The organism is Staphylococcus sp. GDH8C109P (assembly GCF_017893405.1).
GTDB lineage: Bacteria > Bacillota > Bacilli > Staphylococcales > Staphylococcaceae > Staphylococcus > Staphylococcus cohnii.
Genome location: NZ_JAESMX010000013.1, coordinates 151,006 through 173,625 on the forward strand (window position 1 = coordinate 151,006; position 22,620 = coordinate 173,625).

Below are 22,620 nucleotides of genomic sequence, written 5' to 3' on the forward strand. Positions count from 1 at the left end.
AGAAATTGACGTTTATTTATTAATGAAGGATGTCTATATCCTAGCTATTTGATTATATTATTCTTTTTCATAAACAATCGTTTCTTGTTTTTTAAACAATGGCGCTACAATATAACCAATAATTGTAGTGATAACTGCAATTGGGAACCATTCTAATGAATAATCTTTCAATGGTAAGTTATCAATAAGGCCTAATTTAATCCATCCTTGTGTATGTACCACACTAAGGATCGAAACAATTGAAACCACTGCTACAGGAATTTGTTGTGCAATTGGTTTTGTTGGAACAAAACGTGCAATTAATATAAGTAATACTGAAGTGATAGCTACTGGATATACAATACTTAAAACTGGAACTGACATCGTAATCACTGAATTTAATCCTTGGTTTGCTAAAATAAAACTCACTAATGTGAAGATGATAACATAAGTTTTGTATGAAATTCTTGGGAATATTCTATTGAAATACTCTGAAACAGATACAATCAATCCACAAGCAGTTGTTAAACAAGCAAGTGCCACGATAATACCTAGCAAGTACTTCCCAAAAGCGCCAAATCCAGTGCTTGCCATTGTTGTCAGTAAATATGTACCAATATTTTGATCATTAGCAATTAAACTTGCAACTTTCTCTTGCGGTACAGCCATGTGGTTACCTATAAATCCTAAAGAAATATAAATAAACATAAGTGCAACTGCAGCAATAATACCAGCTAATAGTGTTTGTCTGAAAATTTTATTAGCATGCGTGATACCAGTGGCTTTAACCGCGTTAACTACAATCATTGAAAAAGCGATAGCAGCAATAGCATCCATCGTTAAATAACCATTTGTAAATCCTTGAGAAAATCCTGCAAAATTAGAAGTGAAAGCTTCAGCTGCTTGACTATGTGAATTGCTACCATAATCAACAAACCCTTTGATAATCATCGCTAAAATAGTAATCAATAATAAAGGTGTTAACAATGAACCGATGCGATCTACCATTTTATTTGGATTGATACATAAATATAAAACTACTAAAAAGTAAATAATTGTAAATATAAACAATGCTAAACTGCTATTAGTATGGGCAATTGGTGTAATTGTCATTTCAAATGACGTTGATGCAGTACGTGGTATTGCAAAAAGTGGCCCTATTGTTAAATATATGATAATTAAGAATATAACAGAGAATTTTGGCGAAATTTTATTTAAAGAACCAATATAACCTTGTTTATCTAAAGCACCAACGACTACCCCTAATAATGGTAATCCTATACCTGTCAAAGCAAATGCTAATATAGAAGGCCAAAAGAATTGGCCGCTATCTAAACCTAAATTTGGTGGAAATATAAGATTCCCTGCTCCGAAAAACATAGCGAACAGTGTAAACCCTATAATCCATGTATTTTTATTCATAAATCGTTCTCCTTCTTGCCTATAAAATAATATTTACTATTCTATCACGATTTATAAGAATGCGTCTATATAAATTTCTGAATATTTCAATTTATGTGTGATTTTATAAATAAATTACGTACTAAAAAGATTTTAATAATAATTTTTTAAGTAATGGTGCAAGGTGGCTTGGTAGATTTTCTACACCTTCAACGAAAATTGCATAGTTACCATAAATATTATGAATTGTTTCTTCAACTTCTTCTGTAATTGGATCTTGACTTAAAAATACATTAAAAACTTCAATACCCAATTTACGAGCTGTTTCTACAGCTTCATAAGTATCAAGAATACCATCTTGACTATAATTATAAGCGGATGGCTCACCATCAGAGAATACGATTAGAAAACGCTGATTATGCGCTCTACGCATTAAACGTTCACTTCCAATTCTAATTGCCACACCGTCTCTATTATCATCTTGAGGTTCTAAGGCCATTATTCTAGGTCCTTCTCTTTTTATAGTTGATTGATCATAAGCTATAATTTCATCAATGATATTAGGTTGTTTTGTATCATCAGCATCAAATGCATCTTCATTAAATGCTAAAATTTCGTGTTTTACGTTTAAAGATTTTAACGTTTCATGAAATAAAACGACACCTTTGATTGTTTCAGACATTTTATCCTGCATACTTGCCGATGCATCCACTAACAATGTGAATGTTGCATCAAAAGTTTGGCTTAAATCTTGTTTTTTATAAAATAATTTATATTGATCATCAATAAACCAATTTAATAAATTTTTTTGTAATCGACCTTTGGTTAGATTTCGACGCTCATCTTGGTATTCTCTATCTATTGTTTTTTTGATAATTTGTATCAAATCTTTTGTTTCAAATTGTACTTCTTTTTCAACATCGTGATATTCATTTTGATATTCAGGTCGTATTTCAGGTACATTCCATTTAACGTCAACGTTTGCATTTATGCCTTTTAATGCAAAAGCAGAATTATTGCCGATTGATCCGCCCTCATCACTTTCTATTTGGTTCGTGGAACCTTTACCTTTTTTTGTTTGCATATCTGTCATATCATCACCACTGTCACCTTCTCTGGCAGTGTCATTATCGCCAATAACATCACTATTTTCACCTTCATGAAGTTCCATTTCTAAATATGCACCACCTTGTGAAGCACTATCTTGATGATTGGATTCAATATCTTCACTGACACTTTCTTCATCATGATCATTGTTTGAAGCATTATCAGTATTACTTGCATCTGTTCGTTTTAAATCTTCAAAATTAAGCTCATGAATTGCTTCATATACTTTTTTAGGTAAATGATAATATTCATTTAGCATATCTTCGTTTAAGATATCATCAATTTGAAACATGATCCGTTCAGCTAAGTACATATTATCCTCAGAAGAAGCGTTATAGAAAAAATTAGGCAAGTATTGATACATATTTAACAGAATATCATCAATTTGTGGACCAATTTGAGGTACGTCGTAAAAGTATTCAGTTAAAAACGAAGATTCTAAATATAAAAAGAGCAAATCTGTAAATGTCTTTTTTGTTTTATATACATTAATTTGAGTATGTGTATAGCTTAATCTAATTTCATTACGCATGTGAATTGCATCTTTAGTAGATGGTCGTTGCTTAACAATTTCGTTCAATATTCTTTTATCTTCTAGTAATTTAAACAGTTGTTGAAAAAATTTTGGATGGTTAAATGTATCATTATGAATAACTTCGTTGACTACTGTTTCATCCATCAATTGGTAGCCATAAGCTGCGAGCATAACATCTGTTTTAAGCCCTGTTGTTTCAATATCTTTTTTTCTATGTGACCAAAAAGAACTCGTTATTAACATATTATTGATTGGATCGTAATATGGGAATTTTTGAATTTTAACTTGTGTTTGTTCATTTTTAAGTAATAATCGAGCTAAATCTTGCAGCATCATCACTTGCTTTGCATCTAGCTGTTCATCATTAAATAATATAAAACGATCGCTCATAAATATCCCTCACTAAAAATTTAATTCTACCGCATTTAATATCGCTTGTTGCTCACGTTCGTCTTCTAATTTATCAATAATTGTACGTTTGATCGCACGTTCTATAGGCATCACGGTAGCCAAGTCACTTAAATCGATTAAAGCACGTATGCTCGCTGCTTCTTCAGATATTTGGCCTTGTTTAGTCATTGTTCGTAAATCTTCATTAAAGTTAATGATTTTTTGTATTGTCGTATCATCTGCTAATTGGCTTTGATCTTTAATTACATCACTTAAAATATCTCCATCAATATAATCTACTTGAATAACTATAAAACGGTTTTTTAATGCTTCATTCATCGGCAATGTACCAATATATCCCTCATTTATTGCAGCGATTACATTGAATCCTGGAGCAGCATTAATCACTTCGCCAGTGAACGGATTTGTTAATTTTCTGCGGTAATCTAATACACCGTTTAAAATTGGTAATGTTTCTGGTTTTGCCATGTTGATTTCGTCGATATAAAGAATATGGCCTTCTTTCATTGCTTTGATAACTGGTCCATCAATAAATACAATCTCTTGAGTACCGTTTTCATTTGTCTGTATAGTTTTAAAACCTAATAAACTTTCAGCATCTAAATCTACTGAACAATTGACTTGATGCATTGGACGCTGTATTGTTTCACTTAAAGTCTCAGCTAACTTTGTTTTTCCTGAGCCCGTTGGTCCTTTTAATAAAATGTTCTTATTCAATGCCATCAATGATTTTGCATCATCAAATACTGTTTCATCTTTATTAATATATTGTGATTTCGTCATTGTTTCTTACTCCTTTAAAATTAAAATAAGTTATAAAAAATCCATATCATTAAAAATAGACTGGGGCTTGAATAATGTTTGATATTATAGCCCTAGTCTTATTAATTTAAGCACATTTTCAATAGTACATGCGTCATACTGTGAATTATATCTCTTTAAAGTAGGTTTTAAAGTAGCCACCAACAAGCCCAGAGTTGTCGATGATTTGATAATATTCTTCAGTTTCATTTATTACATCATATTGTTTTCCTACAGTTAACATGTCAGAGACTGTGAATTTTTGTGCATCTGTATGTGTAACTTCTACTTTTTTAATGGGTGTATGATCTTTCCAAGTTTCGTGTAACATTTCTAAAAATCCTCTCTTTTTTATTATGAAATTTCTAAGGTTAAAATGAATGTAATACCACTTTTTTCAGTGATTCTTAGTGATCTTTCGCCTTCTTGATCTAACGTTTGATAAGGTATTCCTATGGATTCGAGTTCTTCAATAGTCTTTTGAAATTGTGATTTAGATTCTATTCCGAATTCAATTTGTTCTAATATACCATGTTCTGGCATTAAAATTTCCTCGTTTGATGCGTGAACATGTAGCTCACCACCTAAACCACCATCACCTATACGAAAAACTTGTATTTTAAAATCAGCATTTTCACTAGGCGTATATTCTGCAAAATGTTCTAGGCCAAATACTCTAGTTAAAATAGATTGTGTGAGTACAATATCATTAACTTTTAAGATTACAGGTCCTAGCCCTTGAATCTGATGTAATGGGTTTACATTACTTTCGAATGTAGGTATACCTAATGGTGTGCCAGAATTATGTTCATTGGAATAAATATTAAATGTTTGACCATTTTGATCTTGGAAATTGAAGTATTTATGGCCATTTAAATCTGTAGGCGAACTGAAAGAAATTTGATGTTGTTCTAAAATAGATTGATATTCTTCAATTCCTTCATCACTTGGAACCCTCAATCCGATATTTTCAATATGGTTGTTATTGTTAATATAGTTTGGTACTTCTACAAAATGTATACGTGTACCTGAATTTAATTCAGCATCACCAAAACGTAAAGCTTGTCCTTTATCTGCCACATTTAATCCAAGTATGTTTGAGAATAACTCTTTGGTTTTACTTAAATCATTTGTCCCTGTAGTAACACTTCTAAGACCATTCATTATATTAACCCCTCTATTCATATCTTTTCAATACATTATAACTTATTTTTCATGTTATTTGTATGATGAAGTATCTGATTGTGATTGTATTTACAAAATTGTAATTTTTAAACATTGGAGGATTAGCAGAAATGTATTAATATAGGTATATAATAGGAATAATTATTTTATATGTTCAAATATTTATTTTAGTTACTAGAGGAGGTTGTATATATGATTGGTACATGGATTTTATTTGGTGTCACAGTACTTATTGCAGTTTATTCAGGTATTACTTTCTTTTCCAATATAAATAACAAAGCAAAACAACGAAAAGCAAGCAAAGAAAGTATAAAGAAAAATAATATTTACGGCATTGTTTTTCTAGTGTTTTTAATTCTTGCGATTATTGAACTATTTGTATTTATTGCTTAAATAAAAAGGGTTTAAATAGTCAAGATTAAGAATGACAATGATGGTTGAAATCGTAAATTTTAAATAGATAAAGGACGTATCCATTTACTACGGATGCGTCCTTTATTTTGAACATGAGATTAATATTTCTACTCTATTTTTCATCTAGTTTTTGATAAATCATTTGTACAACCCCACTTTTATAAACATGTGTGTCACACAAAGCTATGTTTACACGATTTTGAATATGTTCAAAAAGCGGTTTGCCAGAACCTAAAATGACTGGGTGGATTGAAAGTCTATATTCGTCAATAAGGTTAAGATTTATAAAAGTTGTAATAATATTTGAGCCGCCATAGAGCCAAATATCTTTATTACTATGCTTTTTAATTTTAAAAACCATTCCACTGATATCGTCACTATTAATAAATTTTGTTTGATCTTTATCGTTATAATGTTGGTTAGTAAACACGAACTTATGCTTGCTATGAATTTGTTCCCACATCGTTTTCTCCCCAAATTGATCGTCATTTAAATTCGGCATAAATTCGCCCCATAAATCATAACTTTTCCTACCATATATAATGGTATCAATTTGCTCTAAAAAATGATTGAAGTTCATTTCTTCATCCATGATGCACCAATCAACTTCTCCATTTGGTCCTTCTATATATCCATCCAATGTAATCGCTAAATCTAAGATAATTTTATTATTAGGCATTGTGATTACTCCTTATTTTGGTAATGTTTATTATAGTTTATAGAATTACAAATTACAATAAACCAAAGGATAATAAAATCGGATAGAAATCAAGATCAAAAGATTTCTATCCGGTTCTTTAATTAAATTGAAATGAGTATGTTTTTAATCGCTAATGGTCATGTTCCACAATAAATCAAAATTTCATTTGTATGTTAAACACTAGTAAAATGAATTGTCTCATTTGTTTGTGAAGATTTTTGTATCGCATCAATGATTGCAATAGATGGTAAAGCGTCATTGACGTGTACATAATTTTGGGTGTTTTCATAAATTGATTCGTAGAATTGATTTATGAGTGTCCCATGGCTTGGTCCATAATACGATTTTGTACCTGGTAGCTTTTTATCCTCAATAATATGGATTTTGTAACCTTCTTTATTGACACGTGTAAGTATATTATCTTTAATTGTAAATTTTTCATTTTTAAAAATGACTTGAAGCTCAATACTTGAATTGCCAAAATTAGCATTAGTTGCAAAAAACATACCATTTGCGCCATTTTTAAATTTCATATGAGCAGAAGCAGTATCTTCGACTTCGATATGATAATCTAACAATTGTGATACATTGCCTTTAATTGTATCAACAGGACCACAAAGTAATTGCATTAAATCCAATGTGTGAATGGCTTGGTTAATTAATACGCCTCCACCAGCAGTATCTAATTTACCACGCCATGGTTTGTCAGTATAATATGTTTCGGGTCTGAACCAAGTAACGATTCCTTTTATACCAACAATGTCACCAAATTTGTTGCTTTTTACTATTTGTTGTAAAGTTTGAAATGTATCATTGAATCTATTTTGAAAACAAACACATATTTTAGTATCTGGATTTTTTTGTTCTAATTGTATTAATTTTAATCCTTCTTTAGCATTGATTGATAAAGGTTTTTCTTGCAACACATGTATACCTTTTTCTACACAAGCAGCCGTCGCAGATACATGCAAATGATGCGGCAAGCAAATATGTACACAATCTAGCTCCACTTTATCCAACATATCTTCAAAATCAGTAAAGAAATGAACGTTAGGTACTTTAGCTTGCAAGGCTTTATCTATATCACATGCAGCTACTAATTCTACATTGGAATTTGTCTCTATCACGTTTAGATGTATTGCTGAAATATCACCTAGTCCTATAATTCCAATTTTCAACATATTACCAGCTCCGATTTTCAACATTTTTTAATGTGCTTCGTTTTGAATTTGTTTATTTAATGCATCTTTAAATTCTGAGGGATTTACTGGAACTGTTACTTCTTTACCTGTCCAACTAGATAAATAAATAGCGTTTACTAGATTTACGCCGTTTATACCATCTTTTCCAGGTGCAATTAGAGGCGTACCATCAATAATATTTGCAGCGAAATTTTCTAATACATTCATATGTTGTTGACCCCAAACACTTTCAAATTCAAATGTTTCTTGCTCATAAATATTTTCTAAACCATTGCCTTTAAAAATTTCAGCTGCTTCTTTCCAAGACATATTTTGATTCATTTGTGTCTCGGATGTTTTCAAACGGGTCAATGTTATTGTTTTACTATCTTCAACTAATATTTTCCCTTTATCACCTGTGATTTCTAAACGGTCGGTGCCAATGATGTCATGGGTACATGTAATGAACACCCCTGTCGCACCATTTCCATAATCTAGTATGGTTGTAACATCATCATCAACTGCTAAATCACGCTGATAGCCATATTTAATATTTGAAAACACAGATTTTGGCATACCACATAGCCACTGTAATAAATCAATTTGGTGTGGTGCTTGGTTTACTAAAACACCTCCACCTTCTTCTGACCAAGTTGCTCTCCATGAACTTTGATCATAGTAAGCTTGAGGACGCCACCAAGTAGTAATAATCCAATTCGTGCGACGAATATTTCCTATTTCACCTGCGTCAATGAGTGATTTTACTTTTTGATAAAGTGGATTTGTGCGTTGATTAAAGAATATAGCAAATGTTAAATGTGGTTTGGATGCTGCTAATTCGCTTATTTCTTTCACTTTTTCAGCATATATATCAGCCGGCTTTTCAAGTAAAGCGTGAATATCTCGTTTTAAGGCTTCTTTACCTATATCAGTATGCAGATAATGAGGAACGGTTGTGACAATTGCATCAACATCCCCACTTTCTAGCATAGCGATATAATCATTATAAAATGGTACATTAGGATACTGTTTTTCTACTTCACTTTTCTTTTCAGTATTGATGTCACAAATCGCACCAATTTCAATTTGTGGTACTTTACCAGCGTTAATAAATTCAGCATACGTACTACCTTGAGCGCCCAAACCAATAATGCCTAAACGAATTTTTTTCATTGTGTATTCTCCTTTTTATTGATACTAGATAATATTTTTAAAAGTGCTTCATATTGCATTTTGTATCCTTCTGCGCCATCTTTTGCAGCAGAATTTTGAATTGTTTCAGTTGAATGTTCTAATTCTAAGTCTTTAATAGCATCAAAAACTACAAGGTGAGGTTCAAGTGTTAAGAAACCTTGATAACCTGATTCAAAAAATTGTATTAAGATACTTTCAATCTGACCATCACCTGTACCACAAAGTACATTAAAATTATCTTTATATACTGCATCTTTAATGTGGATATACGCTATGTCATCTGAAAGTAAGTCATAACAATATTGTGTATCTTCTCCACATTGGACAAAGTTCGCAAAGTCAAATATCGCCTTGAAATTTGGAGAGTTTACTTCATCAAGAATAAGTTTACATCGACGAGCAATATCACCAAAAATATCTTTTTCATTTTCATGTAACAGTATAATATTGTATTGCTCAGCGATTTTTGCAAATTCTTTTAATTTTGAAATCACAACCTCTTTATAAGCATCAAAATTGTCCTCCTTAGGAATGTAGAAACTAAATATTCTAATATACTGACAATTGAGCAATTGACTTATTTCACATAATGTTTTGAGCGTTGCCAATTGTTTTTGAAATGCATCTTCATCGTTTATATAAATTTTACCGATTGGTGAACCTATGGAAGAAACGCCAATATCCCATTGCTTTAAGCGAGGAAGTACATCTTTCTTAATCATTTCTACTGAGTAATCGCCAATATTTTTATCATTAATACCACGCAAGGAAATATAGCTCATGCCTAGCTCATTTACCGTTTTTAACTGTGTCTGAAAATCTGAAGCGATTTCATCAGAAAATCCAGAGATCTCAATATTTTTAAGCATCGTATCAACATCCTTTTCATTTTTGGTAGCGCTTACTTATCCGGTGATAAATAAGTACATATTTCTTATTTAAAAGCATATGTTAAAACCAAGATTTATAACCTAGATCATATAAATGGTTACGGCTAATTGTTAAACAATCATATGGATCTTCGCCATATAGTTCGTCTTGTTCAACAAAGAAATATTCACTGCCGCTCTCACGTCCAATTTCAATAATATCTTTAAGTGGTAAAGTACCTTTTCCTAATTCAGCAAATTGAGTAATCATATGCAACATATAATATATTTTTTCATGACCTTCACCAGGATATTGTGACATATCTATTTCGCCTACACGATAATCTTTAAGATGTATAGCACGAATACGATTCGCATATTTTGGTATGACCTCTACGGGATTCAGTCCTGCTCTCCAAATCCAATGTACATCTAACTCGAAACCTAAATAATGAGTATTGTCTCTCATTAAATCAAGCATAAACTGTCCATTGTATTGAACAAATTCTAAATTATGTGCATGATAGTATAAATCTATTCCTTCTTCTTTAAGTCTTTTGGCATAAGTTTCACAGATTTCAGCAAATTGTAAGGTGCTTTCTTTAGAGCCCATATAGTTAATTGGTAACATACCTATTCTCAATATAGAACAGTTTACAGCTTTACAGTCTGCTACAATTTTTTCGAAATCATTTTGCAAAGTATCACCAGGATATTTTTGTTTAGCAGATATATCTTCTACACCACAGGACATTGCTGCAATATTCATACCGAAATCATTAATAGCTTGTTGCATTTCTTCAATGTTTTGTGAATTCATGTCGATTTGAGAAATCTCGACCGCATTATAACCTAATTCACTAACTTTCTTCAGTACGTTATACAATCCTTCTTCTTGTACTTTTTGTTTGAGCATCATCATTTGAACGCCAATTTGTGTAGATGTCATATTCATTCTTCCTTTCAAAAATATTTATATTTTAGTGTTATAATATAATTATAATTTGAGGGAAAATTAACAACATTGTAAATCATGGGAAAAAGTATGTTTTTTGAGCAGGAGGGATATATTCATGAAAAATAGAGAAGAATTTGTCCATCAATTTGATACAATTTCATTACCTTTTGAAGGTAAATACGCCGCATGGCACAGAATAAGTGATGGCCATTTTGGAAATGAATTACACTATCATGATCATTATGAAATATTTTTTTCATTATCTGGAAATTTACGTTATACCATAGAAGGACAATCTTTTAATTTAGAGGTTGGATCAATGCTTATTATTCCACCGTATGAATTTCATCGTTTGGATGAACAAATGGATGGTCATGCTGAGCGTATTGGATTGAGATTTGATGCCAAAATATTAAATGAACTTTCTGTAGAAAATTGTGATTTGAGCGTGTGTTTTGATAAATATTCATCTAAATTTAAATATCTATTGCAGTTATCGGAATATCAAAAAAGAGAATTATATTATTTGTTACAAGGTCTAATTAATGAACAAGATAATCAAGCTTTTGGTAAAGATTTAGCAGCTAGATCTTTACTGACACAGTTTTTAATCATACTTAATAGAACAGCAATAGAAAATGAAGGTATCGTTGATTATAGTGATGACCCATCTAGTCACTTAGTTAGACAGGTATTAGATTATATGGAATTGCATTACAGTGAAGTCATTTCATTAGAGCAACTTGAAAATAAGTTCTTTGTAAGTAGACACAAAATAACACAACAATTCACAAAATTGGTTGGTTATCCACCATATCGTTATTTACTAAATTTACGTTTACGAAATGCGCAAAGATTATTAAAAAAAGGAGAAAATCCACAACAAGTAGCTACCAATTGTGGTTTTACTGATTATTCGAATTTTTACAGAAGATTTAAAACATCATATGGTTGTAGTCCGCGTGAATTTTTACAGCAATATAATAATCATTAATATAAAATCATTTCATATCTAATGCATTAAAATATTCAGAGCAACATAAACTAATAAACCAGCCATGACAAAATTAAATAAGCGCTCATGTGTTGCTATAAATGATTTAAATAAGGTGCCTAAAACACCCCAACTCAAAGTGCCAAAAAATCCAATAACAGCCAATAAAATAATAAATGGTAATTGTTCTAGCCAATGTGTATAAAATGGTGTAATAAAAGTGGAAATCACTGTTAAAGCATAAATGATTCCTTTAGGATTAATGAATTGTAGCATTACACCAGATTTCAAACCACTTAGCTTGTGATTAAAAGTTTGTTTCGTCCCATAAATAGAACTCATGGAAATTTTAAAAGCTAAATAAAGTAAATATATAAATGCAAATATTTTCATCAATAATTCAATTTTAGGGAAAACAGCATGCATTGTTGTGTTAAATATATTAGATAGTAATAATAAAAATAGGAAACCTAATCCTACACCAATTGAAAATCGCAAACTACTTTTGAAATTAAAATTTTGAGAAAAAAATAATGCCATAATATTATTTGGTCCAGGTGTAAAGCTTGCTACAACGGCATATATAAGCATAGATATTGTTAACATTGTAAGCCCCCCTATCCACAAAAACATTATAACGTCTGAATTTACGTTATAATTTTCGGTCTTTAAAGTGTATGCTTTGTACGTTATATTGTAAATAGAGGTGTAAAAATTGATGAGAGAAATAAATGATATTATTGCTGAGAATTTAAAATTATATAGAAAACAAAATGGATATTCGTTAGAACAATTATCAGAAGCTACTGGTGTAAGTAAAACAATGTTGGGACAAATAGAACGTAAGATATCTATTCCATCTATCACTACATTATGGAAGATAGCAAATGGTTTAAAAATATCTTTCACAGAATTAACACAAGAAAATGGCAATGTTATACAGAAAATAAGTTTAAATGAAGAAATACAACCTTTAATCTCAGAAGATAATAAATACAAAGTATATCCTCTTTTTAAGTTTGATATTGAAAAGAAATTTGAAAGCTATATGGTTGTTATTGAAGATGAAGGACGAATGAATGGATCACCCCATGGATCAAATACAATGGAATATATCACAGTTTATGAAGGTACTTTAACACTTAAATTAGATGGAGAAACCTTTGTTATTCATAAAAATGAAGCTATTAAATTTAATGGAAATATGTTCCATCAATATATGAATCAACACGACGTAGCTGTACGATTACATATGACTATTCATTATTAATATGTAATAATATAAATTGATTGAAATGACTGTTTTTACAACTTTTCATGTTTGATAATATGGATATGCTTAATTTGTTAAATTTAGGGAGAACAATATTATGGGCAATCCTCAAATGAAAGATTTAAAACCACTTGAAATAATATTGTTAATAATTGCTACAATATTATTTGTTTTTCATATTTTCATAAACTTTAATATCATTCATGTATCTGTTCGACTATCTATCTTAAGTCTAAGTTTATCTATTTTTATTTTGAGTTATATATTTTTAAAACAAAATTCTAGTGTCACTGGTTACATTTGCTTAGCTTGTGCTTTATTATTAGTAATATTATCTTTCATATAAAACAAAAGTACCTAAATTATTTGTGTGTTTTAAGAAATAAGACAAGTCTTTCACTTTAATTTGCGAAAGACTTGTCTTATTTTCTATTTATATAGTTTTTTCAAAAATAGTAGTAGTCTTTCAGACCATAACTTGTACTTTTACTAGTTGTATTACGATTTTTTAATATTCATGGTAACACAAATTAATGTGGTATCCATGGAAATTTTGTCAAGTCCTCTATATCTCGTCCATCGTATACTATGCTGTTCTTTTGCATCACGCAATCTTCTCTCTGTTGTTTGACGTCAAAATTTATATTGATTTTTTCTGTGTCCACAAATCTTCAACTATATCTAAATCGCCTTAGACATATTGAATCATTTGATACATTAAGATACACTTTCAACTTCAGGACAAATATAAATATCATAATGTTCATCATAGATGAAATATTTTGTTCTGAAAAACTACTTTTTTCTTTAGTTATCGTATATGGTATTGACAGTGATTTATGCCGACTCCTGCGGGAATAGCACTAGTCGAAGACTACAGGCTAAGGTAGTGGCAGTGGAAAGCGCGCATAAAAGAAAATGCCAACAAAGTCGGAGACTTTGTTGGCAATCTGAAAGTACCTATATTGATTAGGTGCTTTTTTATTTTGATTATGAATAGTGTAGCCTGATTCTAAAAATAATTACGTTATGGGGGGAATTTGGGGGAAGTTTTCCAAAATGCATAAATACATAAAAATACAACGACGATAAACGCCGTTGTATTAGGGTTAGTAAACTATTTTGTGTTGCGGATTAAGATTCTAATAGTAAATCTTCAGGATTTTCAATTAATTCTTTAATAGTTTTTAAGAAACCTACTGCTTCTTTACCATCAATGATTCTGTGATCATAACTTAACGCAATGTACATCATCGGACGGTTTTCAATTGTATCTGCATCGATAGCAATTGGACGTGTAATAATAGAGTGCATACCTAAAATCGCAGCTTGGCTACCATTAATAATTGGTGTAGACATCATTGAACCAAAGATACCGCCATTGGTAATAGTAAACGAACCATTTACCATGTCATCTAAACCTAATTTTTTATCACGTGCCTTGATAGCTAAATTAGCAATTTCATCTTCAATTTCGGCAAAGTTTTTCTTATCACAATCTCTTACAAATGGTACTAGTAAACCGTCATCTGTAGATACTGCAACACCGATATCATAGAATTGCTTAGTAATCATGTCTTCACCATCAATTTCAGCGTTTACTTCAGGGTATTTTTTCAAAGCTGCTACTGATGCTTTTGTAAAGAATGACATAAATCCAAGTTTTGTGCCATCATGATCTTTAATGAACTGCTCTTTTTTACGTTTACGTAAGTTCATCACATTTGTCATGTCTACTTCATTAAATGTTGTTAACATTGCTGTATTATTAGATACTTCTAATAATTTTTTAGAAGCTGTTTTCTTACGGCGAGACATTTTCTCTCTGATAACTGGTTTTGTTGGATTTTGTTGAGCTGCTTGTTTTTTAGGTTCTTCTTTAGTTGATGATTGTGCAGCTTGTTCATTTTTATTATTTTGTGTTTGATCAACATGTTCTTTTCTAACAACGTCATTTGATTGTGTTGCTACTTCTGATAAGTCAATGCCTTTTTCACGTGCATATTTACGTGCAGATGGTGTCGCATTCACACGTTGTCCTTTATCTTGCGAATCGTCAGCAGCGCTATCATTATCCTTTTGAGATGCTGATTCTGATTGTGGTTGCTCTGATTCTTCCTTGCTATCAGATGTTTGTGATTCAGAATTGTCTTGTTTTGGTGCTTCTGAATTATTATTGCCACTTCCTTCGCCTACAACAGCGATAGATTGACCAACTTCTACAGTATCACCTTCATTTGCAAGTAATTCTTGCAATACGCCAGCTTCTTCAGAAACAACTTCGACGTTTACTTTGTCTGTTTCTAATTCAAGGATAGCTTCACCTTTATCTACACTATCACCGACTTGCTTTAACCATTCTGCAATGGTACCTTCTGTAATGGATTCTGCTAATTCTGGAACTTTTACCTCTGGCATGCTTAACTTCCCCCTAGTTAAATTTTGTGCTTTGTTCGATTATCATATTTTGAACAAGTTTGTGTATTTCTCCATCACCTTCAGCAGGAGCTGAACGTTGAATACGGCCATGATAACTTAAATCGTATTTATCAGTTGTTAATTCTTTGAGATATGGATAAACAAACGACCAAGCGCCTTGGTTCTTAGGTTCTTCTTGTACCCAAGCTACATTTTCTAAATTAGGTAGTTCATTTAGTAATGTTTCAATTTCTTCAGCTGGGAATGGATACAATCTTTCCACGGCAACTACTAAAATTGAATTGTTTGGATTTTTTGCTAAATATTCTTTTAAATCAATAAACATTTTACCTGAAGCTAGGATAACTTTTTTAACAGCATCCTTATCGTGTTCTTCTGGTAAAATTGGTTCAAATTTTCCAGATGTAAATTTATCGATTGGATCAGCAACCGTTTTATTACGTAAGAGACTCTTAGGTGACATTACCACTAGTGGTCTCATTGATTGTGTACCTAAGCTAGCAGCTTGAGCTCTCAGTAAATGGAAGTAGTTGCTTGAACTTGATAAGTTTACTACTGTAGCGTTATTTTCTCCAGCTAATTGTAAAAATCTTTCTAGACGTGCTGACGAATGTTCAGGGCCTTGACCTTCAAATGAATGAGGTAAGAATAGTGTTAAACCTGAACGTTCGCCCCACTTGGCTCTAGCACTAAATAAGAAGTTGTCGAATATCATTTGAGCCATATTAGAAAAATCTCCATATTGTGCTTCCCAAATTGTCATACACTCTTTATTTTGCACATTATAACCATATTCAAAGCCAACAACTGCTGCTTCTGATAGTGGCGAGTTACGCACTTCAAAAGTTGCTTTTTGTCCTGGAACATTGTGAAGTGGGATATATTCTTCACCTGAATCAGGGTCGTGAAGTACGGCGTGACGGTGACTGAATGTACCACGTTCACTATCTTGACCAGTTAAGCGAATTGGTGTACCTTTTTGTGTGATTGTTGCGAAAGCTAATTGTTCTGCTTGAGCCCAATCAACTAATCCTTCTTCGCTCTCAAAAGGTTCTCTTCTTTTCTCTAAGACTTTATTTAATTTTTTAAGAACATTAAAGTTAGATGGATATGATAGCATTGCATCATTAATTTCTTTAAGTTGTTCATAACTTACATCTACATCAACACTTTGAAGTGGCTCTGCAAGACTATCAGGTTTTTGCATATCAGGATTATCCATCTTGTCGTTTTTATCTATTTCATCATGAGCGGCACGGAGTTCTTTTTGAACTTCATCAAAGATTTGATTCATTTGATCCTCAGAAATAATATTATCTTGAACTAATTGATGACCATAAAGTACATCAACAGGATCATGTTTTCGAATATTGTGGTATGGTAACGGATTGGTAATGGATGGTTCATCCATCTCATTGTGTCCATATCGACGATATCCAACCAAATCAATGACAACATCTTTATGGAATTCTTTTCTAAACGCCATAGCAATTTCAATTGCTTCAATAGTTGCTTCAACATTATCTGCATTAACATGCATGATAGGTACATCATACCCCTTCGCAACATCAGATGAATACGTTGTGGAACGACCATCTTCTGGCTCAGTTGTAAAGCCAATTCTATTATTAGTGATGATGTGAAGTGTACCGCCTGTTGAATAGCCATCTAAATTTTCCAAATTCATGGCTTCGAAGTTAATACCTTGCCCTGGGTATGCAGCATCACCATGAATTAATATCGGCATAGATTTATGGAAATCAGTGTGAACAGCCCCAGCTTTATCAGTATCATCTTGATTTGCACGTGTTTTACCTAAAACAACTGGTGCAACTATTTCAAGGTGACTTGGATTATTCGCAAGAGAAATACGTTGTTCACTACCATATGAATCTGTAGTTTTGACACCGCCTAGATGGTATTTCACATCTCCTGACCAACCTGAAGTTAATTCTAAACTGCCATCTTTCGGTAGGAACTTCATTGGATCAGTATGCATGAATTCTGAAATCATCATTTGATATGGTTTTTCTAACACATGTGTGAGTACATTTAATCTACCACGGTGGGCCATACCAATTTGTATGTTTTGAATGCCTTCATCACTAGCAAGTCTTAATGTTTGTTGTAACATTGGAACGAGTGTATCTACACCTTCTATGGAGAAACGTTTTGCGCCCACAAAATTTTTGTGTAAATATTTTTCGAAGCCTTCTACATGTGCTAAGTTTTTAAATAATTCAATCTTTTGATTATCGTTTAATGTCGCTTTGTATGGTGTTTCTATTCTACGTTTTAACCATACACGTTCCCTATTGTTATTGATATGTGTATATTCAAATGCAATAGGACCTTTATAACGTTTTTCCATACGAACAATAGCTTCATATGCATTATCGTAAATATCTTTAAAGTGTTCAGATACGATACCTGCTGAGATTGACTCTAGTGTTTCTCTATCCAAATTAAAATCTTCAATATTTAATTTGGGAAGATTTTCTCTTACAGGTTTGTTAACTGGGTAAATATCTGCCAATAAATGCCCATATTGACGTATGTTATCTATGAGACGCATAACACGTTTAATCGTGCTATCAGCTTTAGTCGCATTTTGTTGACCTTCAGCTGTATTTGTTGCGATGTTTGCTTCACCGTTTTTGATTGTACTAAATAGGACTTGTAAATCTTCAGGGACTGAAGCCGGATCATTCAAATACAAATCATATAAATCTAAAATGTATCCAAGATTTGCCCCGAAATTTACAGGTGCCTGGGTAACCTGACTTTCGTTGCTCATATTACACCCTCCACAAAATAGTTAAAACGCTTACAAATCAATAATAGCATTAAATATAACCAAATTAAAGTGTCAATAACTAGTTATATGAAAAAAGCAGAACCTGATTTTATTTGGTTCTGCTAATTGAATTTTCATTTTATAGCGTAACATATTTTCTGTCGAATTAGTAACCGGTTAAAAATCAAAATGTGATTTTAAATGTCGTGTATTTTCCTACTTCACTTTCTACATGAATCGTCCCATGATTTAATTCAATGATTTTTTTAGCAATCGATAAACCTAAACCGTTTCCTCCTAATTTTCTGGAACGAGATTTATCTACTCTATAGAATCTATCGAAAATAAAATCTATATCTTCTTTTGGAATACCAACACCATGGTCAGTGATTTCTATTGATATTTGTTTGTTTCGCAGATTTGTCTGGATTTGAATATATTTATTAACTTGATCATATTTCATAGCATTATCAATGAAGATAACTAATACTTGTTCGAATTGATAACGATCTATTTTTATATTAAGTGGTTTATGATACGGTTCAAATTCAAAAATATAATCTTGATGTAGCTGTTTTAAAGATTTAATTCTAGAAGTTATCTCTTGATTAATTTCTACGCTTTCTGTTTCATTTTCTTTACTGTTGTTATTATCTTTTGTTAATAATAATAATTCTTCAACTAATTTTGTAATTCTAGTCATCTCTTCTAAGGATATATCAAGAGATTCTTCAAGAATTGCTGCATCCTTTTTACCCCAACGCTGTATCAAATTCAAGTGTCCTTGAATAATTTGTAATGGTGTCCGTAGCTCATGAGAGGCATCTTCGACAAATTGTCGCTGTTGATTAAACGACTCTTCTAATTGAAACATCATTTCATTAAAGGTAACGATTAAATTATCTGTTTCTTCATAATTTGTAACTAGATCAACTTTTTCTTGGAAACCATCACGACGAATTTGCTGCATTTTATTAGACATTAAGATTAATGGTTTTGTAATTTGTGCTGAGAAGAAGTAACTTACCATTGCAGTGATAAAGGTAGCAATAACTCCAAATATGAGTGCAATAAAATATAGTGAATTAACAAGTGCATTATAATTTTCTAAAGAATGAATGATTACACTATATCCTTTAAAGTGCTGTGTATTAATTCGATTTGTAATAATTAAATAATCGTTGTTATGATACTTTTTTATCAAAGCAGTATTGATTTCTTTAGGTTTAAAATTGGGTGAATAAACGATATTGTTATCATTTGAAGTTTCTAATTGTTTTTTACCCTTTTTATCAAAAAGAATCACTTTTTGAAAATTACCTAACGATGCATTTAAATCTAATGGCGTAATATCATTCAATTGTTTAGTTTCGAAGAGTTGAATGATATCAGATGAACTTCTTTCTGCTTCGCTAAGTTCATTGTGACGTAATGCATTACTTAGAAAGAATATAATAATTAAACTGAAGATAAAAATTGTTGAAAATGTAATAGTTGTTGTAATAATCATCCACTTGGTTTTTAATTTACGTTGTTTCATTTTCTAACCACATATCCCACACCGCGTACAGTTTCGATAATTTTATCTTTGCCATATGGTTTAAGCTTATTTCTTAAATAGCGTATATATACATCAACAACATTTGTTTCAACTTCTGAATCATACCCCCACACATCTGCGATAATTTGCTCTCGCTGTAATACATGATTACGATTTTCAGCTAATAAGGTCAATAAATCATATTCTGTTTTCGTCAAATCTAAAGTATTACCATCTACAGTGACTTTAAAGCCATCTCTATCTATAATAATGCCTTGCATGTCTATGATGTTTTTTTGTGGCTGTCTACGTAACATTGCCCTAATTCTTGCTAATAATTCCTCAATATCAAATGGTTTTACTATATAATCATCTGCCCCATAATCTAATCCTGCTACTTTATCGTAAGTGTCACTTTTAGCTGTGATAATGATTATAGGAGTGGTTTTATTTTGTCTTACTTGTCTACAAATTTCTAAACCATTAATATTAGGTAACATCAAGTCTAACAAAATTAAATCGTAATCATTGGTTAAAGCTTTTTCTAACCCAGGTTTGCCATCATATTCAATATCTACTATATAATTTTCATGTTCTAATTCTAGTTCGATGAAACGAGCAAGATTTTGTTCATCTTCAACAATTAAAATTTTTGTCATTGCTTACACCTCAAAATATATAATATATGAAATAACAGTTTATAGAAAGTAACAGGGTATTAAAAATACATAAGAAGGTGAATATGTTTAAGTGTAACAATGTTGAAATAAAAGATTAGAAAAGTTTTTAAAATCTAATTGACAATTATTCTCAGTATTGTATAATGTAATTGAAAATGATTATCAATACTACATAGACATTCCCCCCACACATATTTGTTTTAGTAGGAATGATCATTTTCGTAAATATCCCCTTTTATATGCCCGTAAAAGACTAACGTTGTAAAACAACGTATATATAAGAACCGGTTTTGCAGTGTGAAATCGGTTTTTATAATAATTTTTGACACAATTAAATTAAGTTTGAGATAAAATCATTTCAGACGAATTTAAAAAAGGCAATTTCTATTTTTGTATAGAAATTGCCTTTTACTCTATTTTATTATGATTTATCTTCTCAAGGTATAATTATCATTTATATTTTTAATTTGTGTCTTAATATCAATGTTGATAAAACGACGCAAAAAGCACCACCAATAATACCAGCAATGATATCTGTAGGATAATGCACACCTAGATACACTCTTGATGATGAAATTAAAATAATAAATAGTGCTGAAAGACCTATCATTATCCCTTTTGTTTTCCCTTTTAAGACACGATTAGCAATGTAAATGGTACTGCCAAAGAAAGCAGCTGAGCCCATTGCGTGTCCACTTGGAAAACTAAAACCAGAGATATCTATAAGTCGTAATAATGTAGGTCGTTCTCTATCAAATATATTTTTTAATAATGGATTTAAAGTACTTGATAAACTCATAGCAATAGCAAAGAAAAGTGCCTCTATATTTAACTTTTTTAGCATTAAATAGGCGATGAGTAATAATGATAAACAAACCATTGCCCATACTTCACCAATTTTAGTTACTCCTAAGAAAAATGTGGTAGTTATGAAGCTTTCAGAAGAATATATAAATTCGTAAACTTCATTGTCTATCCATTTTCCTAACCTAGATTCATGGAAGGATGCAATAATGCCAAAAATTAATGTAAAAATAATGAGTAGACTTATCCTTTTCCAACGACTCATTGCGTATCCTCCCTAATATTAGTTATTTGCATCTTTAACAATTTTATGAAATAAATCTTGGCGTGTAAAACTTTCTTTGTATGTTTGCATTTGAGTGATGATTGATTCACGATGTGTTTCAATATCTTTTAACTGATCGATAAGTTTATGTTCAGTTAAAGTGTCTTCTGGAATCGTTCTTCCAAAACCTTTAGATTCAAAATTTTTCGCATTGTCAATTTGATCTCCTCTAGATTGGTCAAGACCTAAAGGAATTAAGAGCATTGGAATTCTTAATGCTAAGAACTCATATATAGCGTTTGAACCAGCACGACTAATAACTGTATCTGTTATCGCTAATAAGTCAGTTAAATCGTCTTTAACAAATTCAAACTGCACATAACCTTCTTTATTCGTAAAGGATTGATCTAGCAATCCTTTACCAGTTAAATGAATGACTTGATAATTTTTTAATAATGCATCTAAATTATCTCTAATAATATCATTTAACTTTTTACTTCCAAGGCTACCCCCCATGATTAATAAAACTTTTTTATCATCTTTAAATTCTGTTAATTGATAGCCTCTATTTTTATCACCGCTTTTTAAATCTTCACGTACTGTAGCACCTACAAAATCTGCTTTTTCACTAGGAAGATATTGCAATGTATCTTCAAAAGTCGTATAAATCTTTTTAGCAAATTTTAAAGCAATTTTATTTGCTAAACCTGGTGTTAAATCAGACTCGTGTATGATTGTTGGAATTTTTAAAGATTTAGCAGCAATAACTACTGGCACAGATACAAAACCGCCTTTTGAAAATAATAGGTCAGGTCGTTCTTTTTTTAATATTCGTCTTGCATCAAATATACCTTTTAAAACTTTAAAAATATCTTTGATATTTTCAAAAGAGATGTATCGTCTTAATTTACCACTTGAGATTTTATGGTATGGAACCTCTGGTAATTGAGATTCAATCATTTCTCGTTCCATACCATTTTTTGACCCAATATAAAAAGCTTCATGTCCTTCCTCTAAAGCTGTTGGAATCAAACTAAGATTTACAGATACATGTCCAACAGTACCGCCACCCGTAAATGCGATTTTTGTCATA

The 22,620-nt window shown here is 31.3% G+C and carries 21 protein-coding genes; 3 read left to right on the forward strand and 18 right to left on the reverse strand.

Features of this window, described 5'->3' with window-relative positions; genetic code table 11:
• Nucleotides 1–57 precede the first annotated feature (57 nt).
• The 5 genes from brnQ3 to KA867_RS05550 form a co-directional block, all read right to left on the reverse strand.
• Nucleotides 58–1,401: a branched-chain amino acid-like transporter carrier protein BrnQ3 gene (brnQ3, locus tag KA867_RS05530; RefSeq protein ID WP_210137284.1), complete on the reverse strand. Its 1,344-nt coding sequence runs from the start codon at nucleotides 1,399–1,401 to the stop codon at nucleotides 58–60.
• Nucleotides 1,402–1,522: 121 nt separating this feature from the next.
• Nucleotides 1,523–3,412 (reverse strand): vWA domain-containing protein, encoded by a 1,890-nt coding sequence (locus KA867_RS05535; RefSeq protein WP_210137285.1) that lies wholly within the window; start codon nucleotides 3,410–3,412, stop codon nucleotides 1,523–1,525.
• Nucleotides 3,413–3,424: 12 nt separating this feature from the next.
• Nucleotides 3,425–4,216, reverse strand: coding sequence for an ATP-binding protein (locus KA867_RS05540; RefSeq protein ID WP_210137286.1), 792 nt, complete (start codon nucleotides 4,214–4,216; stop codon nucleotides 3,425–3,427).
• A gap of 145 nt (nucleotides 4,217–4,361) precedes the next feature.
• Complete coding sequence (locus KA867_RS05545; protein ID WP_210137287.1) at nucleotides 4,362–4,565, reverse strand: DUF6501 family protein; 204 nt, start codon at nucleotides 4,563–4,565, stop codon at nucleotides 4,362–4,364.
• 23 nt (nucleotides 4,566–4,588) lie between these two features.
• Nucleotides 4,589–5,398: a VOC family protein gene (locus KA867_RS05550; protein ID WP_210137288.1), complete on the reverse strand. Its 810-nt coding sequence runs from the start codon at nucleotides 5,396–5,398 to the stop codon at nucleotides 4,589–4,591.
• 213 nt (nucleotides 5,399–5,611) lie between these two features.
• Between KA867_RS05550 and KA867_RS05555 the strand changes: the two genes are divergently transcribed.
• Nucleotides 5,612–5,812: a Mid2-like cell wall stress sensor domain protein gene (locus KA867_RS05555; protein ID WP_210137289.1), complete on the forward strand. Its 201-nt coding sequence runs from the start codon at nucleotides 5,612–5,614 to the stop codon at nucleotides 5,810–5,812.
• Between the two features lie 133 nt (nucleotides 5,813–5,945).
• Here KA867_RS05555 and KA867_RS05560 read toward each other — a convergent pair whose 3' ends face one another.
• The 5 genes from KA867_RS05560 to KA867_RS05580 form a co-directional block, all read right to left on the reverse strand.
• On the reverse strand, nucleotides 5,946–6,512 hold the full coding sequence (locus tag KA867_RS05560; protein ID WP_210137290.1) for a dihydrofolate reductase family protein: 567 nt from the start codon (nucleotides 6,510–6,512) through the stop codon (nucleotides 5,946–5,948).
• Between the two features lie 194 nt (nucleotides 6,513–6,706).
• Nucleotides 6,707–7,714: a Gfo/Idh/MocA family protein gene (locus KA867_RS05565; RefSeq protein WP_210137291.1), complete on the reverse strand. Its 1,008-nt coding sequence runs from the start codon at nucleotides 7,712–7,714 to the stop codon at nucleotides 6,707–6,709.
• Nucleotides 7,715–7,741: 27 nt separating this feature from the next.
• Complete coding sequence (locus KA867_RS05570; protein WP_210137292.1) at nucleotides 7,742–8,887, reverse strand: Gfo/Idh/MocA family protein; 1,146 nt, start codon at nucleotides 8,885–8,887, stop codon at nucleotides 7,742–7,744.
• Nucleotides 8,884–9,777, reverse strand: coding sequence for a sugar phosphate isomerase/epimerase family protein (locus KA867_RS05575; RefSeq protein WP_210137293.1), 894 nt, complete (start codon nucleotides 9,775–9,777; stop codon nucleotides 8,884–8,886). Before KA867_RS05575 ends, KA867_RS05570 begins: the two co-directional genes overlap by 4 nt.
• Before the next feature lie 82 nt (nucleotides 9,778–9,859).
• Complete coding sequence (locus tag KA867_RS05580; RefSeq protein ID WP_210137294.1) at nucleotides 9,860–10,726, reverse strand: sugar phosphate isomerase/epimerase family protein; 867 nt, start codon at nucleotides 10,724–10,726, stop codon at nucleotides 9,860–9,862.
• A 124-nt stretch (nucleotides 10,727–10,850) separates the two neighbouring features.
• Between KA867_RS05580 and KA867_RS05585 the strand changes: the two genes are divergently transcribed.
• The gene (locus KA867_RS05585) at nucleotides 10,851–11,729 is read left to right on the forward strand and encodes an AraC family transcriptional regulator (RefSeq protein WP_210137295.1); all 879 of its coding nucleotides are present in this window, start codon (nucleotides 10,851–10,853) and stop codon (nucleotides 11,727–11,729) included.
• An 18-nt stretch (nucleotides 11,730–11,747) separates the two neighbouring features.
• Here the strand turns inward: KA867_RS05585 and KA867_RS05590 are convergent, their stop codons facing one another.
• Nucleotides 11,748–12,335, reverse strand: coding sequence for a LysE family translocator (locus tag KA867_RS05590; RefSeq protein WP_210137296.1), 588 nt, complete (start codon nucleotides 12,333–12,335; stop codon nucleotides 11,748–11,750).
• A gap of 112 nt (nucleotides 12,336–12,447) precedes the next feature.
• Here KA867_RS05590 and KA867_RS05595 point away from each other — a divergent pair, with 112 nt between their 5' ends.
• Nucleotides 12,448–12,999: a helix-turn-helix domain-containing protein gene (locus KA867_RS05595; RefSeq protein WP_210137297.1), complete on the forward strand. Its 552-nt coding sequence runs from the start codon at nucleotides 12,448–12,450 to the stop codon at nucleotides 12,997–12,999.
• A gap of 501 nt (nucleotides 13,000–13,500) precedes the next feature.
• Here KA867_RS05595 and KA867_RS13580 read toward each other — a convergent pair.
• From KA867_RS13580 to KA867_RS05630, 7 genes are all read right to left on the reverse strand, one after another.
• Complete coding sequence (locus KA867_RS13580) at nucleotides 13,501–13,614, reverse strand: transposase (protein ID WP_210137298.1); 114 nt, start codon at nucleotides 13,612–13,614, stop codon at nucleotides 13,501–13,503.
• Between the two features lie 522 nt (nucleotides 13,615–14,136).
• On the reverse strand, nucleotides 14,137–15,420 hold the full coding sequence (gene sucB, locus KA867_RS05605) for a dihydrolipoyllysine-residue succinyltransferase (protein WP_210137299.1): 1,284 nt from the start codon (nucleotides 15,418–15,420) through the stop codon (nucleotides 14,137–14,139).
• A gap of 13 nt (nucleotides 15,421–15,433) precedes the next feature.
• Nucleotides 15,434–18,238, reverse strand: coding sequence for a 2-oxoglutarate dehydrogenase E1 component (locus KA867_RS05610; RefSeq protein WP_210137300.1), 2,805 nt, complete (start codon nucleotides 18,236–18,238; stop codon nucleotides 15,434–15,436).
• 184 nt (nucleotides 18,239–18,422) lie between these two features.
• Entirely contained in the window at nucleotides 18,423–19,778 is a 1,356-nt protein-coding gene (locus KA867_RS05615) for a HAMP domain-containing sensor histidine kinase (protein ID WP_210137301.1), read from the reverse strand.
• Nucleotides 19,775–20,437 carry a response regulator transcription factor gene (locus KA867_RS05620; RefSeq protein ID WP_210137302.1) on the reverse strand — a complete coding sequence of 221 codons (663 nt, stop codon included), beginning with the start codon at nucleotides 20,435–20,437 and terminating at the stop codon, nucleotides 19,775–19,777. The genes KA867_RS05615 and KA867_RS05620 overlap by 4 nt, the downstream gene beginning before the upstream one ends.
• Nucleotides 20,438–20,912: 475 nt before the next feature.
• Nucleotides 20,913–21,527 carry a phosphatase PAP2 family protein gene (locus KA867_RS05625; RefSeq protein ID WP_019468963.1) on the reverse strand — a complete coding sequence of 205 codons (615 nt, stop codon included), beginning with the start codon at nucleotides 21,525–21,527 and terminating at the stop codon, nucleotides 20,913–20,915.
• An 18-nt stretch (nucleotides 21,528–21,545) separates the two neighbouring features.
• On the reverse strand, nucleotides 21,546–22,619 hold the full coding sequence (locus tag KA867_RS05630; protein WP_210137303.1) for an undecaprenyldiphospho-muramoylpentapeptide beta-N-acetylglucosaminyltransferase: 1,074 nt from the start codon (nucleotides 22,617–22,619) through the stop codon (nucleotides 21,546–21,548).
• Between the last annotated feature and the right edge of the window lies 1 nt (nucleotide 22,620).